The sequence below is a fragment of the Shinella sp. HZN7 genome, assembly GCF_001652565.1.
GTDB classification, from domain to species: Bacteria; Pseudomonadota; Alphaproteobacteria; order Rhizobiales; family Rhizobiaceae; genus Shinella; species Shinella granuli.
This window is the reverse complement of sequence record NZ_CP015736.1, coordinates 530,573-546,467: the sequence shown is the minus strand read 5'-3', so window position 1 is coordinate 546,467 and position 15,895 is coordinate 530,573. Positions and strand designations below refer to the sequence as shown.

The window sequence follows — 15,895 nt, the reverse complement described above, 5'->3', positions numbered from 1 at the left end:
ATCCATGGCATCGCCGACCATCAGCCGCTGGGCCTCCCGGCCCCCACGCAACTGGCTGGCCGCGGCGTCACCCCGCATGCGCGGGGGCGCCACCCAGATCACATCACCTTCACTCTATCGGCTGGGCAGGCAGATGAGCCTGGCGAACAAGCTCACCCTTGAGACGGGCCGTCTCCAGGCCGAGCTCGATGAACCGATGGGCGTGGCGAGCGAGCGCGACGTTGTCGTCCCACAGGTTGCGCCAGATCGCGGTCTTCAGCGAGAGGTCCTTGTCGACGATGGTGGTCGAGAAGGACTCGAACGTCACGTAGTCGTCCCAGCCGATTGCCGCCAGCGCATCGAAAATCGCCCGGAAGTCGATCGTGCCCGTACCGAGATAGCCGCGATGGCTTTCGCCGATATGGATATAGCCGATCCTGTCGGCGGCATGGCGGATCGCCAGGCCCACATCGGCCTCCTCGATGTTCATGTGGAACGTGTCGAGATGCAGGAAGACGTTCGAAGCGCCCGTGTCGCGGATATAGGCGATGCCCTGGGCCGCCGTATTGAGCATGTTGCTCTCAAAGCGGTTGACGATCTCCAGGTTGAGCGTGACGCCCGCGGCCTTTGCGCGGTCGGCGACCTTGGAAAGCGCGGTAACGCTGGTGTCCCAGCCCTTCTTGGTCAGCGCATGTTCCTGCTTGCCGTGCGCGGAGCTGAGGATGCCGGCGAGCTTCGTGCCGCCGAGATCGCGCACCAGTGCCACGGCCCGGTCGAGGATGGCGACGCCGTTGGCGACGACCGAGGCGTCCTCGCTCGAAATGTCGCCTTCCGGCGGCAGTCCCATGCTGACGGCGACGTCAAGGCCGCGTTCGCGGATGCGGCCGGCGAGCCAGGCGACGTCAACCTGGCTGGGATCGAGATAGGAGAATTCGATGAGCTTATAGCCGAGCCTGTGCGTGTTCTCGAGCGCCTTTTCAAGCGCATCGCGCGAGGAGCCAGCGCTCCAGACAAAGGAATGAACACCGATCTTCGACATATCCCGGCCACTTTCTGAACTGGATTGAAACAGGATCGCTCGGGCACCCTACCGAAGCCGGGTGCCCGAGCGTCTGGGAGGAACGTTAGCGGGCCGCGGTCCAGCCCTGGTAGTCCTTGATGTTGTCTGCCGTAATGAGCTGCGGGTCGAGCAGCACGACCGGCTCGGCCGGCGTGTTGCCGTTCAGCACCTCGACGCCGAGCTTCAGGGCCTGGCCGGCCATGACGTACGGATCCTGCGAGGCGGAGGCCTTGATCATGGAATCGCCGCTCGCGAGCGACTTTTCGATGTCGGGCGCGCCGTCGACGGCGGTGAGGAAGAACTCGCTGCGGTTCAGTTGCTTAGCGGCAAGTTCCGCGCCGATCGCCGTCGGGTCGTTGATCGCGAAGACGGCGTCGATCTTGTCGAAACGGGTGAGCAGGCCCTGCATCACGGCAAGGCCGCCGTCGCGCGAGCCCTGGCCGTTCTGGTCGTCGGACAGGATCTTGATGTCGGCGTGTTTGCCGAGCGCATCCTTGCAGCCTTGGACGCGGTCGAGGATCGAGGAGGAGGCCGGGCCGTTGATGATGACGACGTCGCCCTTGCCGCCGAGCTTGTCGGCGATGTAGTTGCAGGCCTCTTCGCCGGCCTTGACGTTGTTGGTCATGACGGTGACGTCTGCGCCCGGCGCGGACACGTCGAAGGCGGCAACCACGACACCGGCGGCCTGGGCCTTCTTGACGGCCGGCGCGATGGCCTTGGCGTCAACGGCGTTCAGCATGATGATGTCGACACCGGCGGCGATGAAGCTGTCGATCTGCGAGACCTGCTTGTTGAGGTCGTAGTCGGCGGAAACGGAGATGACTTCGACGTTCGGGTTGATCTCCTTGGCGCGGTCCTCGATGCCCTTGATGGTGGCGACGAAGAACGGGTTGCCGAGCAGGCCGACCGAAATGCCGATCTTGTTGAGGTCCTTGGCGGCTGCAGGCATGCAGAGAGCGGCGGCCATGGCGGTGCCGACGAGCAACTTGGGCATAAGACGCATGTTTTCCTCCATTGTGGCGCGTTTGGCGCCGTTGTTTCCGGTCGCCGACCGGTTCGTTCAGCCGGACCTCACGTCCGACCAAGCCCCTTGAGCCTGTACCGATCGAGACCGACGGCGACGATGATGACGAGGCCCTTGATGATGTACTGCCAGATGTCCGAGACCCCCACGAGGATGAGGCCGTTGGAGAGCACGGCGATGATGAGCGCGCCGATGAGCGTGCCCCAGATGGAGCCGACGCCGCCGACGAAACTGGTGCCGCCGAGGATGACGGCCGCGATCGCGTCGAGTTCGTAGGCCTGGCCGAGCTGCAGGCCGTTCGCCGCGTAGAGGCGGGCGGCCGACATGGCGCCGCCGAGGCCGGAGAGCAGGCCGGACATCGAATAGACGAAGAGCAGCACCAGCGGCACCTTGATGCCGGTCAGCCGCGCGGCCTCGGAATTGCCGCCGACGGCGTAGATCCAGGTGCCGAGCACGGTGCGCTTGAGGATGAACCAGGAGACGAGGATCGTCGCCATGGCGATGACGGCGAGCCAGGGAAGTCCGAACAGCGTTCCGTTGCCGATGAAGTCGAACGGCAGGTCCGGGTTGAAGACGGTCGTATCGTTGCCCAGCAGGCGCGCCACGCCGCGAATGGCGGTCAGGGAGCCGAGCGTGACGATGAAGGGCGGCAGCTTCAGCCAGGCGATGATCGCGCCGTTGAGGAAGCCGCAGGCGAGGCCGGCAGCGACCGCCGCAGGAATGCCGAGCATGCCGAGGTCAGGCACGAGCGAGACGATGACGGCGATCATGGCCGAGGCGGCAAGGATCGAGCCGACGGAAAGGTCGATGCCGCCCGTCAGGATGACGAAGGTCATGCCGGCGGCGAGCACCGTGTTGATCGAGGCCTGCTGCATGACGATGGACAGGTTGTTGACGGAGAGGAAGCGGCCGGAAAGCAGATGGAAGCCGATCGCCAGCAGCACGAGGACCGGCAGCATGCCGAGCGCCGTCAGCGTCGAGCGCAGTTTCAGCTTGTCCATCCGGGCCTGTTCGGTTTCACTTGCGCTCATGGTTCCGTTCCGTCTTCTTCCGTTGCCGTTTGTCAGGCCGCATGGCCGGCGATGCCGGTTGCCAGCGCCATGATCGCTTCCTGCCCGATCGGTTGCTCGGCCGAGCCCGTGACCTCGCCGGCGATACGCCCCTCGCGCATGACCAGCACACGGTCGGCGATGCCGAGGATTTCCGGCAGGTCGCTGGAGATGACGACGATGGCGATGCCGTTCTGGGCAAGCTCGTCGATGATGCGGTAGATTTCCGACTTGGCGCCGACATCGACGCCGCGCGTCGGCTCGTCGAGGATGATGGCCTTGGGCTTCGTCTCCAGCAGGCGCGCGAGCAGCGCCTTCTGCTGGTTGCCGCCCGAGAGCGCACCGGCATTGATCTGCGTGCCGACCGTGCGGATCGACAGCGCCCGCACCGCATGCGCCGCCCGCTCCCTTGCCCTGGCGAAGTTGAGCACGCCGCCGGCCTTCGCATCGCCGGCGATGACGCCGATATTGATGTTGTCGCTGATCGACATGTCGAGGAAGAGGCCGAGCGTCTTGCGGTCTTCCGTAAGGTAGGCGATGCCCGCGTCGAGCGCATCGCGCGGGGCGGTTATGGCAAGCGGCCTGCCGTTCAGCGTGATCTCGCCCGAGGTTTTCCGGTCGGCGCCATAGATGAGGCGGGCAAGCTCCGTGCGGCCGGAGCCGACGAGGCCGGCAACGCCCAGCACTTCGCCCGCGCGTACGTCGAAGGAGCAATCGTGCACCCTGACGCCGTCGCCGACATTTTTCACCGAGAGCACGGCGGCGCGTTCGCCTGTCACCTGCCGGTGCTCCTTCTTGTAGAAGGACGAGAGATCGCGGCCGACCATCATCGAGACGAGCTTGTTCGCCGAAAGCTCCGCGCGCTCCAGCGTGCCCACATAGGCGCCGTCGCGCAGAACGCTCACCCGGTCGGAGAGCTGGTAGATCTCCTCCATGCGGTGGCTGATATAGATGATCGCGATGCCCTCGGCCTTGAGGCGGGCGATGACGTCGAAGAGCCTGTCGGTCTCGCGGGTGGTCAGCGACGTCGTCGGCTCGTCCATGACGATGATCCGTGCATTGGTCGTCAGCGCCCGGGCGATCTCCACCATCTGCCGTTCACCAAGCGACAGCTCCGCCACGCGCCGGGCAGAGTCGAAGCCGATGCCGAGCTGCTTGAGGATCGGCTCGGCCCGCCGGCGCATCTCGGCCCGGTCCGCAAGGCCGAAACGGGACGGCTCGTTGCCGAGGAACATGTTCTGCGCGACCGTCAGGTTCGGCGCGAGCGAAAGCTCCTGGTAGATGACGGCGATGCCGTAGGCCTTGGCCCTGAGGGGATCGCCGAGCACGACCGGCGCGCCGTCGATGAGCACCGAGCCGCCCGGATCGGCCGTATAGGCGCCCGACAGGATCTTCATCAGCGTCGACTTGCCGGCGCCGTTCTCGCCCATCAGCGAATGCACCTCGCCGGGATGGACGGACAGGCTCACATTCGACAGCGCCTTCGAGGCCCCGAACGTCTTGCTGATATCGCGCATTTCGAGGAGCACGTGCTGCTGGCTCGCCGTTGCGGTCATGCGCATCTCTCCTTTGCTCCGCCCCGCTCGCCGGCAGCCATGGCATCGACATGCCGGCGCCATTCCCGGCGGTAGTCCTCAAGGCCGGCGATGCTCGCCGGGCTTGCCGTGGCGCAGTCGTTGACGAAAGGATTGCGGCCGGCGGCATCGAAGACGAGGGCCGCGGCGCCGAAGGCGCTGCCTTCGGGATTGGCACTGGTATGCACGGTCTGGCCTGGCCGCAGGGCCGCGAGCACGGAGGCATAGAGCCCTGTCTTCACCAGGCCGCCATCGATGACGATCGTGTTCTTCGAGCCGATGAGGTCGAGCGACAGGTCGGTCATCAGCGCGACATAGAGCATGGCGACGGCCGCGCGTTCCTCGCCATCGACCGCCGGGCCGATGAAGCGCCCTTCATGGCCGGGCATCGGGCCGCCGGCGGCGAAGGAGGGCAGCGCGAAAGCCCGTCTGGCGATGACCGAAGCGACGGCTTGCGGCGAAACCGGCTTTGTCCAGCCACCGCTTGCGACATCGTATTCCCGCCCGCCCATGAAGCGGATGGTCGCGACCGGCTGGTGACCGACCGTCACGTTGGCCAGCATGTCGCGCCCCGCATCGAGTGTTTCGAGCGGGCTTGCCGGGTTGAAGATGATGACCCAGGTTCCGGTCGAAACCAGCGTGAAGTCGCAAAAGCCGAGCGAACGATAGAAATAGAGGGCGGCATTGCTGTCGTGAACGCCGTTGTGCACGGCGACATCGACGGTGCGCCCGTCGTCGAGCCGGACGGCATGGGTTCCGATCGCGCTGCCGGCGCTTGCGAAGCCCGGCATCTTGTCGCGCCAACCCATGCGGTCGACGAGGCTGCTGAAATCGTCCTTCAGCGGTGCCCAGAGATTGGAATGGCAGCCGAGATAGGAGACCTCGCAAACCGCGCGGCCGGAGAATTTCCAGCTCCAGAACTGCGGATAGGAGAGGATGGCCTCCACCTTGCCGATCAAGGCCGGATCGCGCGCGTCGAGCCACAGGAGATGCCGCCCGTAGTTGAAGCCGAGAGGCAGGGGCGGCGAAAAGGTCTCGCTGAAATCCGGCGCCATCGCATCGATGCGCGCGGCGATATCGGCGGGCGGCTCCTGTTCGTAGTCGAGGATGGCGTGGACGAGCCTGTCGCCCGCCGTCAGCGCGAAGGTGCAGCCATGGCCGGAGAACATGATGCGATCGACGCCATGCGCCGCGACGACACGGGCAAGCTCCCCTTTCATCCAGTCGAACAGCGCGGCGTCGTCCAGCACGCGCAAGTCCGCCGCCTGACGCCACACGGGCCGGGTGCGCGCCTCGTCGATCACCCGCCCCTCTGCCGAGACGACGAAGAGCTTCGAATTGGTCTTGCCGAGATCGAAGACGGCGAGAGGGCTCTGGCTCAACCTGCGCCTCCCGTCGTCGCGATCATGATGTTGACGCCGGCGTCTTCCAGCATCCTGGCGGCGGCGTCCGTGAGGCCGTCGTCGGTGATGATGGTGCCGATGCGCGAGAGGGGCAGGACGGCGTTGCGCGGCTGGATGGAGAATTTGCGGCTGTCGGCGAGCAGCACGATCTCGTCGGCGCAGGCCGCAAGCTCGCCGATCACCTTGACGAGCAGCGGATGGGATTCGAGCAGGCCCTTGCCGCTGATGCCCTGCGTGCCCACGAAGAGGCGCGAGGCGAAGAAGCCCGGCGAGCCGGCCGCCGCGTCGTGGATGATGCCGGGCTCGCGGTAAAGCTCGCCGCCGGCAAGCGAAAGCTGGCAGGTGCCGTGCTCGCCGAGATAGGCGGCGAGCGGCATGGAGTTGGTCCAGATGCGCAGGTTGCGCTGCGCCAGCAGGATGCCGAGCTGGTAGCAGGTGGAGCCGGCATGGACGATGATGGAATCCCCGTCGCGCACCAGGCCAGCGGCCATCGCCGCGATCGCCCGCTTCGCCTCCACGGCGATATCCCGGTTCTCGTCATAGGGCCGCGCCGAGAGCCGTGCGCTGTCGCCCGCCTCGATGGCCGAGATGCCGCCATAGACTTTTCGCGCGCGACCGAGCTCGTGGAGCTTGTCGATATCCCGGCGGATCGTGGCGGGGGAGACTCCGAGATGCTCCTGGAGGTCCCGCACCGAAGCGAAGGGGGTCTCGCGCAAGAGGTCGATGATGGCTTTGTGGCGCTCGGTGTCGTTCACGACGTCTCCTCCCGGCGTCTCCCTCGCCGATGAATGAAGACAATCATACTCACGCGAAATTATCAACAGGAATGACGAAAATTATTCACTATTGACGATATGTGATCATAAAAATACCATCCATTGAAAAGTTCGCTCATTCTCGTTGCCAAGCAAGCGTGGCGCGGCAAGACGGTTCAAAGGAGGAGGCCGGCATGGCTTCGGGCATTCGGGCGCAGGACATTCCCGCCTTCGAGGCATTTCTCGATCTTTCGCGGCAGATCGGCAGCGACGTGCTGCAAACGCAGGGCGCCGGCGGCAACACCTCCTTCAAGCGCGACGGCGTGATGTGGGTGAAGGCATCGGGCACCTGGCTTGCCCATGCCGGCGCACGCGACATCATGGTGCCGCTGGCGGTGGCGCCGCTGGTGGAGGCGTTGCGGCAGCGGGATCCGAGCGCCGAAAAGGCCACCGACTTCATCGTTTCCCAATTGAATGCCTCGGGTCTTCGGCCGTCGATCGAAGCGAGCTTCCATGCCGTACTGCCGCAGGCGGTCGTTGCCCACTATCACTGCGTCAACGCCATCGCACTTTCGGTTCTGGCGGACCGGGAGAGGCTCGTCGCCGAACGGCTGGCGAGGCTGCCGGACCTCACCTGGGCGGCCATTCCCTACCGTCGCCCCGGCACGCCGCTCGCCCGCGAGATCGAGAGCGTGGCCGCGAGCCGGCCGGATATCCTGATCCTCTACAATCACGGCATCATCGTCACCGGTGAGACGGTGGAGGAGGTGCGCGAGCGCATCGCCCGCGTTACCGCCGCCCTCGCCGTCGAAGAGCGCGCCGCCGCGCCGGCCAATCCGGCGGCGCTGACAACCCTCGCGGACGGGTCGGATTTCCACGCGGCTGAGGACACCGGCAGCCACAAGACCGCGCTCAGCCCGGCAAGCATCGCCATGGCGACCGGCGGGTCGCTCTACCCGGACCATGTCATCTTCCTCGGTACGGAAATCGGCGTCCTTGCCCGGGACGAGACGGCGACGGCCTATTGCGAGGCGCGCCTTGCGCAAAACCGCGCCATCCCGAAAATGCTTCTCGTGCCGGGGTTTGGCGTCCTGCTGGCGAACGAACTGACCGATGGCGGGCGTGTCATGGCGCGGTGCCTCGCCGAAGTCGTCGCCCGCATTCCCGAAGGCGCGCCCGTCGTCTATCTCGGACCGGAGCAGGAGCATGAATTGACCCATTGGGAGGCGGAACAATATCGGCAGGCGCTCGACCGCAAGGCGAGCCAGCGGGCATGAACGCGCCAGGCAAGCCCGCAACCGCGCTCGGCATCGACATCGGCACGTCAGGGGTGCGCGCGGCAGCTCTTGCAGCGGATGGCACGCCCCTCGACATGTCCGCCTTTCCCTTCCCGAGCGCGCCCGCGGGGCGCATGCCCGGCATGTGGTGGGCGGGCGTGCAATCCTGTCTTGCGGCGCTTTCCGCGCGCCTGTCCTTCGCCGCCATCGAGGGTGTGGCGGTCGATGGCACCTCCGGCACGATGGTCGCGCTCGACGCCACCGGCCAGCCGGTCGGCGAGGCGCTGATGTACAACGATCCTTGCCCCGACCCGGCGATCATCGAGCGGATCGCCGCTCACGCGCCGGCCGATAGCCCCGCGCGCGGGGCGACGTCCGCGCTCGCCCGCGCCATCCACCTGTCGCGCCGTCCCGGAGTCCGTACGGTCGTACATCAGGCAGACTGGATCCTCCTGAAGCTCGGCCTTGCCACGGCGACGAGCGACGAGAACAATGCGCTGAAGACCGGCTACGACCTTGCCACCGAGCGCTGGCCGGACTGGCTGGAAGCGTGCGGAATGGACATCGCCCTCTTGCCGGCGGTCGAGCGCGCCGGCGCGCTTCTGGCGGATATCGGGCCGGCGGGCCGGGCGCTGGGCCTGCCGGCCGGCTGCCACTACCATGCGGGCACGACGGACGGCTGCGCCTCCTTCCTGGCGACGGGCGCCTCGGCCATAGGCGACGGCGTCACCGCCCTCGGCTCGACGCTGGTCGTCAAGCTGGCCTCGGCCCGGCCGATCGATGCGGCCGGCTATGGCATCTATTCGCACAGGGTTCTGGATTTCTGGCTTGCGGGCGGAGCGTCCAATTCGGGCGGCGCGGTCATCCGCAGCTTCTTCGACGACGCGCAATTGAAAGCCATGACGCCGCATCTGCAGCCGGACGTGCCGACCGCCCTTGCCTATTATCCGCTCGCAAGGCCCGGCGAACGCTTCCCCGTCAACGATCCCGCCTATCCGCCACGGCTGGAGCCGCGCCCGGCCGATGACCTCGTGTTCTTCCAGGCAATGCTCGAAGGCATCACCGTCATCGAGAAATCGGGTTACGACCGGCTGGTCGAGCTCGGTGGGCCCAAGGTGCGCTCCGTGCGCACGGTCGGCGGGGGGGCAACCAACCCCGCCTGGACGAGAATGCGGGAAAACGCGCTCGGTGTTCCCTTCCTTGCCGCCCGGTCAGCCGAAGCGGCCGTCGGCACGGCGTCGCTGGTCCTTGCCGGAAAGGCCCGGTGGTCATGAGCCTTGCCCCGCGGACGACCCTCGCTGCCCTCGCCGAACGCTACGACGCCTTTCTCGTCGACCAGTTCGGCGTGCTGCGCGATGACGAACGGGCCTATTCCGGTGCCAACGAGGCCTTGCTCCGGCTGAAGGCATCGGGGAAAACCGTCATCCTCCTTTCCAATTCGGGAAGAAGCGGCGACTACAATGCCGAGCGCCTGGTAAAGCTCGGCTTCGATCGCGCGGGCTTCGATCGTTTCCTGACCTCCGGCGATGTCGCCCACGATATCCTGGCCCGCGAAACGGCCGGTAGACCGGGGACACGCTGCCTGACGATCTCGAGCGGCGGCGACCGCAACCTTGCCGACGCGCTCGGTTTCGAAAATGTCGAGGACGCGGCGCTTGCGGATATCGTGATCATCTCGGGCAGCGAGGCGGAGAAGGTGCCACTCTCTGCCTACCGCGAGCGGCTGGAGCCGGCCGCACGACGCGGCGTGCCCTGCTACTGCACGAACCCCGACCGTCACAAGCTCGCCAAGGGTGGCGTCACCGCACCGGGCGCCGGCAGCATCGCGCTTGCCTATCAGGCGCTCGGCGGTCCCGTCCGCTGGTTCGGCAAACCCTATCCCGCGATCTACCAGCAGGCCCGATCCCTGCTTTCCGACATTGCCGGCGATCGCACTATCTGCATCGGCGACAGCATCGAACACGATATTGCCGGCGCCGCCAGGGCAGGCTTGGCCTCCTGCCTCGTCCGGACGGGCGTGTTGGCCGGCAGTGCCGAAAGCGACCTGGCCGTGATCTCCGACACGCATGGTGCTCGGCCTGATTTCGTGATGGAACGCTTCGCAGTCTAAGTGACTGGATGCACGCAGGATCGCAGTCGCGACACCGGTGCCTGGACGTGACCCGCGTGCCGATGCGGGCGCGCGGCACGACGAGCCCCATGGCGGCCGAGGCTCCATCCAGGTGCGGCCGGAAGAGGATGGTCCCTATGCATGCCGCCGCCGTCGGCCCGTGAACTGGATCAGGCCCTTCTGGAGAAGGATGAAGGCGAAAAGCAGGGCGCCGATCAGGATCTTCGTCCACCAGCTCGACAGCGACCCGTCGAAGGTGATGTAGGTCTGGATGAGGCCCTGGATGAGAATGCCGACCAGCGTGCCGGCGACGAAGCCGGAGCCACCGGTCAAAAGCGTGCCGCCGATGACGACCGCCGCGATGGCATCGAGCTCCACGCCCACCGTCGCCAGCGAATAGCCAGCCGACGTATAGAGCGAGAAGACGATGCCCGAGAGGCCGGCGAGGAAGCCCGACAGCGCATAGATCAGGATCGTCGTGCGGCCGGTCGGTACGCCCATAAGCTGCGCCGTCGCCGCCCCGCCGCCGAGCGCATAGACATTGGCGCCGAAGCGGGTGCGGTGCGCGACGAGGATGCCGGCGGCGAAGACGAGGAGCATCAGGCCGCCGATCAGCGTGATGCGCCCGCCGCCGGGCAGCGTGTAGTAGAGGCTCTTCAGCGTGGCGTAGAACGGGTGCCGGATCGGGATGGAATCGATCGTCAGCACGAAGGCCATGCCGCGCGCCAGGAACATGCCGGCGAGCGTGACGATGAAGGGCGGCATTTCGAGGTGATGGATGATCGCCCCCATCAGCGCGCCGAAGGCCGTGGTGATGACAAGCGCCAGCACGAAGGCGGCGAGCGGGTGGATCGCGGTCGATTGCAGGAGCACCGCGAGGAAGACGCCGGTGAAGGCGATGACCGCGCCGATGGAAAGGTCGATGCCGCCCGACAGGATGACGAAGGTCATGCCGACGGCGGCGATGCCGAGGAAGGCATTGTCCGTCAGGAGATTGCCGATCACCCGGGTCGACAGCATGTTCGGATATTGCGCGATGCAGACGGCATAGGCGATCAGGAAGATCGCGATCGTCGCGGCGAGGGGAAGGTAGCGCGGGTTCATTTCGCCTCCTGCTCCGTCTTCCCGTCCTCGGCCCGCGGGCGGGAGAGGAAGGCGAAGGCCGACTGCGCGCGCGGCGACTGGATGATGAGGATCATGACGATGATCGCCGCCTTGATGATGAGATTGAATTCGGGCGGGAAGCCGGAAAGCAGGATGCCCGTGTTGATCGACTGGATGATCAGCGCGCCGATGAGCGAGGCGGCGATGGAAAAGCGCCCGCCGAGCAGCGAGGTGCCGCCGACGACGACCGCGAGGATCGCATCCAGCTCCAGCCAGAGGCCGGCATTGTTGGCATCCGCCCCGCGGATATCGGCCGCCGCGATGATGCCGGCAATGGCCGCGCAGAGGCCGGACAGCATGTAGGCGGCAATCAGGAGCACGCCCGTCGAGACGCCCGAGAGCGTGGCGGCGCGCCGGTTGACGCCGAGCGCCTCGATCAGCATGCCGAGCGCCGTGCGGCGCACGAGCAGCGCGACGGCGATGCCGAAGGCGAGCCAGATGACGACGGGCATGGGCAGGCCGAGAAGCGCGCCGCTGCCGATGAAGATGAGCCCTGGATCGTTGAAGGTGAGGATCGCCCCCTCGGTGACGAGCTGCGCGATGCCGCGGCCGGCCACCATCAGCACCAGCGTCGCGATGATCGGCTGGATATCGAGCACGGCGACGAGGATGCCGTTCCACAGGCCGCACAGGATGCCCGTGGCGAGCGTGATCAATAGGGTCGCCACCAGCCCGTGGCCGGAGGTGATGCAGGCGGCCGCGACCGCACCGCAGATCGCCATCACCGCCCCGACCGACAGGTCGATGCCCTTGGTGGCGATGACCACCGTCATGCCGATGGCGAGCAGCGCGACGGGTACGCCGCGGTTGAGGATGTCGACGAGGCTGCCATAGAGCCGGCCGTTCTGCATTTCGAGGCGGAAGAAGCCGGGAAAGGCGATGGAGACCATCACGAGGATGACGGCGAGCGCGGCGGCCTGGGGCAAGAGCCTGACGGCATAGGCTTTCAGCGCGGACGTCATGCCTCCGCCCTCCCCGCCGACGCGGCGATCGCCTCGACGATGCCGTCCGTCGTGACCGCGCTGCCCGTGAGTTCGGCGACATGCGCCCGGTCGCGCAGCACGATGACGCGGCTCGAATAGGCGACGAGTTCTTCCAGTTCGGAGGAGATCACGATCAGCGACATGCCTTTCTCGCACAGCGATTCGATGAGGCGGATGATCTCCGCATGGGCGCCGACATCGATGCCGCGCGTCGGCTCATCGAGGATGAGGAAATCGGGATTGGTGGCGAGCCAGCGGGCAAGGATCGCCTTCTGCTGGTTGCCGCCGGAGAGCAGCCGGATCGGCTTTTCCCGGTCGCTGGTGCGGATGTCCAGCGCCTTGATGTAACGGTCGGCGAGCCGGTCCTGCTCGCCGCGGCTGATCGGCCGCGCCCAGCCGCGTCGGGCCTGGAGGGCGAGCGCGATGTTCTCGCGCACCGAGAGATCGCCGACGATGCCGTCGACCTTGCGATCCTCTGGACAGAAGCCGAACTTCTCGCGGATGGCGGCGCGGGGCGAGGAGAGGTCGAGCGCCCGCCCGTCCGCCTGCGCCGTGCCGCTGTCTGCCCGCTCGGCGCCGAAGAGGATCTCCGCCGTCTCCGTGCGGCCGGAGCCGAGCAGGCCCGCAATGCCGACCACCTCGCCGGCGCAGATGTCGAGGTCGAAGGGCTGGATATGGCCTTTGCGGCCGAAACCGCGGAAGCGGAAGCGCACGTCGCCGGCCTCTCCCCTCGCCCCGTGGCCGCCGGCGACTTCCTGCACCAGCTCGCGGCCGAGCATCATGGCGATCAGCTCGCGGCGCGGCAGGTCCGCGGTCGCGCGCGTGCCGACAAGCCCGCCGTTGCGCAGCACCGTGATGCGGTCGGAGATCTCGTAGACCTGTTCGAGAAAATGGGTGATGAAGACGATGCCGAGGCCACGCTCCCTGAGGCGCCGCACGATGCGGAAGAGCATCGCGACCTCGTGCGCGTCGAGGCTCGCCGTCGGTTCGTCGAGGATCAGCACCTTGCCGGAGAGATCGACGGCCCTGGCGATGGCGACGACCTGCTGGACGGCAACGGAATAGGCGGCAAGCCCGGCGGTGACGTCGATGTCGAGATCGTATTCGGCAAGCAGCGCTTTCGCCCGCCGGTTCATCTCGCGCGCGCTGACGAGGCCGAAACGCCTCGGCTGGCGGCCGAGGAAGAGGTTTTCGGCGACCGTGAGGTTCGCCAGCAGGTTCACCTCCTGGTAGACCGTGCCGATGCCGAGATTCTGCGCTTCCAGCGTGCTCTGCGGATCGATGTCCGCACCGTCGAGCACGATGCGCCCGCCGTCGCGGGTATAGGCGCCGGTGAGGCACTTGACGAGCGTCGACTTGCCCGCGCCGTTTTCGCCGAGCAGCGCATGCACCTCGCCGCGATGAAGCGAAAAGTCGACGCGGTTCAAGGCCCGCGCGCCCGGGAAGATCTTGTCGATCCCCGTTGCCGAGAGAACATGGGAACTGTCAGGCTGCATGATCCGACCCCGATGACAATGGCCGCCCGCCGTCTCCCCGGAGACGACGGGCGGGCTAGGTGGATGCCTGCGCCGGCTTGCGGCCGGACGCGGGCATCGGGAGAGATCAGTAGCCGAGGCCCTTCTTTTCCTCGTACACCTTGGCCGGGTCGTCGGCCTGGGTGTAGAGTTTCGATTCCGTCTGGATCCACTTCGGCGGCAGCTTGCCGTCCTTGCGGAAGGCCTCCAGCGCGTCGAAGGCCGGGCCGGCCATGTTCGGCGTCAGTTCCACGGTGGCATTGGCTTCACCGGCGGCCATGGCCTGGAAGATGTCAGGCACGGCGTCGATGGAGACGACGAGAATGTCCGTGCCCGGCTTCAGGCCGGCTTCCTTGATCGCCTGGATGGCGCCGACGGCCATGTCGTCGTTGTGGGCGTAGAGCGCGCAGATGTTCTTGCCGCCGTCTTCCGCCTTCAGGAAGCTTTCCATGACTTCCTTGCCCTTGGTGCGGGTGAAGTCGCCCGTCTGGCTGCGGATGATCTTCAGGTTGTCCTTGCCGGCGAGCGCTTCCTCAAACCCCTTCTTGCGGTCGATGGCCGGCGAGGAGCCGGTCGTGCCCTGAAGTTCAACGACATTGCACGGCTTGCCGGCGACGGTGTCGGCCAGCCACTGGCCGGCGACCTTGCCTTCATGCACGAGGTCGGAGGTGACGGCGGTCATATAGAGGTCTTCCGGCGCATCGACCGTGCGGTCGAGCAGGATGACCGGGATTTCCGCGTCCCTGGCTTCCTGCAGCACTTCGTCCCAGCCCGTTGCGACGACCGGCGCGACGAGGATGGCGTCGACACCCTGCGCGATGAAGGAACGCAGCGCCTTGATCTGGTTTTCCTGCTTCTGCTGCGCATCGGCGAATTTCAGATCGATGCCCCGCTGCTCGGCCTGCTGCTTGGTCAAGGTGGTTTCCGCAGCGCGCCAGCCGGATTCGGATCCGATCTGCGAGAAGCCGACGGTGAGATCGGCGGCGGACGCGGCGCCGACCATCGAGGCAGCAAGGATCGTGGCACTCGCAAGTGCGGTTCTGAATTTCATGATGTCCTCCCAAAGAAAGCTGCTCCTCAGCAGCAAGGATAAAACATCATATTATATTACTTTTGTAAATCCCCATCAGGTCCTTCGTGCCGGAAAGTGGACGAAGGCGACGGGCGCGCCGGCTTCGTGCCGGATATGGTCGCGGTAGCGGCGCTTGAAATGTGCGTTCAGGCGATCCTCGTCCCGGGACGGATGAGGACCAACCTGAAACAGCTCGATCCCTCTTACAGGCGGTCCATCGCTCACGACTCGACGGTCAGGCCCTTGGCCTTCAGCACCGCTTCCAGCTTGCTGACCTCGACGACGGATTTGCCCGCCTTGTAGGCTGCTATGTAGTCGGCTTCGGCATCCTCGCGGGCCTGCGAGAGCTTTGCCACCTCAAGCGCCTCCTCGCGCCGCACGACGACCAGGCCGTCGGCATCGCCGACGATGATGTCGCCGGGATGGATGAGCTCGCCGCCGACGACGATCGGGTCGTTGGTGGAAGTCAGCGTTTCCTTGACGGTGCCCTTGATGCAGACGCTGAGCGAGAAGACCGGGAAGCCGAGCTCGCGCAGTTGCAGCGAGTCGCGCACGCCGCTGTCCGTGACGAGGCCGCCGATGCCCTTGGCGAGGCAGGCATTGGCGAGCACGTCGCCGAAGGCGCCGGCTTCCTCGTATTCGCCGCCCGAGACGACGATGATGTCCCCCGGCTGGGCATAGTTGATCGCGAGCTGGAGCATGATGTTGTCGCGCGGCGCACAGCGCACGGTGAACGCCGGGCCGCACAGCTTCATGCGGTAATCGACCGGCTTGATGCGCGAGGAGAGCGCGCCGCGCCGGCCCTGCGCCTCATGAATGGTCGCCGGCGAGAATTTCGCAAGCGCCGCAACCTCGGCGGCACTCGGGCGGACGGGCATTTTCTTGATATGCGTCATGATTTTTCCCACGGGTAATCATTGCGGCGGGCGCA

14 protein-coding genes are annotated in these 15,895 nt (G+C 66.4%); 3 read left to right on the top strand and 11 right to left on the bottom strand.

Translation table 11 applies throughout. The features are described from left to right. Positions 1-109: 109 nt before the first annotated feature. From shn_RS02665 to shn_RS02640, 6 genes are all read right to left on the bottom strand, one after another. Complete coding sequence (locus shn_RS02665; protein WP_064329020.1) at positions 110-1,018, bottom strand: sugar phosphate isomerase/epimerase; 909 nt, start codon at positions 1,016-1,018, stop codon at positions 110-112. A gap of 85 nt (positions 1,019-1,103) precedes the next feature. Further along, positions 1,104-2,042 carry an ABC transporter substrate-binding protein gene (locus shn_RS02660; RefSeq protein ID WP_064332399.1) on the bottom strand — a complete coding sequence of 313 codons (939 nt, stop codon included), beginning with the start codon at positions 2,040-2,042 and terminating at the stop codon, positions 1,104-1,106. Positions 2,043-2,110: 68 nt separating this feature from the next. Further along, complete coding sequence (locus tag shn_RS02655) at positions 2,111-3,094, bottom strand: ribose ABC transporter permease (RefSeq protein WP_064329019.1); 984 nt, start codon at positions 3,092-3,094, stop codon at positions 2,111-2,113. Between the two features lie 32 nt (positions 3,095-3,126). Continuing rightward, positions 3,127-4,668 (bottom strand): sugar ABC transporter ATP-binding protein, encoded by a 1,542-nt coding sequence (locus shn_RS02650; RefSeq protein ID WP_064332398.1) that lies wholly within the window; start codon positions 4,666-4,668, stop codon positions 3,127-3,129. Further along, complete coding sequence (locus shn_RS02645) at positions 4,665-6,068, bottom strand: FGGY-family carbohydrate kinase (protein ID WP_064329018.1); 1,404 nt, start codon at positions 6,066-6,068, stop codon at positions 4,665-4,667. The genes shn_RS02650 and shn_RS02645 overlap by 4 nt, the downstream gene beginning before the upstream one ends. Next, positions 6,065-6,844 (bottom strand): DeoR/GlpR family DNA-binding transcription regulator, encoded by a 780-nt coding sequence (locus tag shn_RS02640; protein WP_064329017.1) that lies wholly within the window; start codon positions 6,842-6,844, stop codon positions 6,065-6,067. The genes shn_RS02645 and shn_RS02640 overlap by 4 nt, the downstream gene beginning before the upstream one ends. A gap of 194 nt (positions 6,845-7,038) precedes the next feature. Between shn_RS02640 and shn_RS02635 the strand changes: the two genes are divergently transcribed. The 3 genes from shn_RS02635 to shn_RS02625 are packed head-to-tail and all read left to right on the top strand — an operon-like array spanning position 7,039 to position 10,231. Then, entirely contained in the window at positions 7,039-8,121 is a 1,083-nt protein-coding gene (locus tag shn_RS02635) for a class II aldolase/adducin family protein (RefSeq protein ID WP_064329016.1), read from the top strand. Continuing rightward, positions 8,118-9,395, top strand: coding sequence for an FGGY-family carbohydrate kinase (locus shn_RS02630; protein WP_064329015.1), 1,278 nt, complete (start codon positions 8,118-8,120; stop codon positions 9,393-9,395). The genes shn_RS02635 and shn_RS02630 overlap by 4 nt, the downstream gene beginning before the upstream one ends. Continuing rightward, positions 9,392-10,231, top strand: a complete 840-nt coding sequence (locus shn_RS02625; RefSeq protein ID WP_064329014.1) for a TIGR01459 family HAD-type hydrolase — start codon at positions 9,392-9,394, stop codon at positions 10,229-10,231. Before shn_RS02630 ends, shn_RS02625 begins: the two co-directional genes overlap by 4 nt. Before the next feature lie 135 nt (positions 10,232-10,366). On the opposite strand, the gene yjfF is transcribed toward shn_RS02625, so the two are convergent. The 5 genes from yjfF to shn_RS02600 form a co-directional block, all read right to left on the bottom strand. Further along, positions 10,367-11,335, bottom strand: a complete 969-nt coding sequence (gene yjfF / locus shn_RS02620; RefSeq protein WP_064329013.1) for a galactofuranose ABC transporter, permease protein YjfF — start codon at positions 11,333-11,335, stop codon at positions 10,367-10,369. Continuing rightward, positions 11,332-12,357, bottom strand: a complete 1,026-nt coding sequence (locus shn_RS02615; protein ID WP_064329012.1) for an ABC transporter permease — start codon at positions 12,355-12,357, stop codon at positions 11,332-11,334. Before shn_RS02615 ends, yjfF begins: the two co-directional genes overlap by 4 nt. Continuing rightward, positions 12,354-13,874, bottom strand: a complete 1,521-nt coding sequence (gene ytfR / locus shn_RS02610) for a galactofuranose ABC transporter, ATP-binding protein YtfR (RefSeq protein WP_064329011.1) — start codon at positions 13,872-13,874, stop codon at positions 12,354-12,356. The genes shn_RS02615 and ytfR overlap by 4 nt, the downstream gene beginning before the upstream one ends. A gap of 106 nt (positions 13,875-13,980) precedes the next feature. Continuing rightward, on the bottom strand, positions 13,981-14,943 hold the full coding sequence (ytfQ, locus tag shn_RS02605; protein WP_064329010.1) for a galactofuranose ABC transporter, galactofuranose-binding protein YtfQ: 963 nt from the start codon (positions 14,941-14,943) through the stop codon (positions 13,981-13,983). A 242-nt stretch (positions 14,944-15,185) separates the two neighbouring features. After that, a complete protein-coding gene (locus shn_RS02600; protein ID WP_064329009.1) occupies positions 15,186-15,860 on the bottom strand; it encodes a 4-carboxy-4-hydroxy-2-oxoadipate aldolase/oxaloacetate decarboxylase in 675 nt (224 codons plus the stop codon). Positions 15,861-15,895 lie beyond the last annotated feature (35 nt).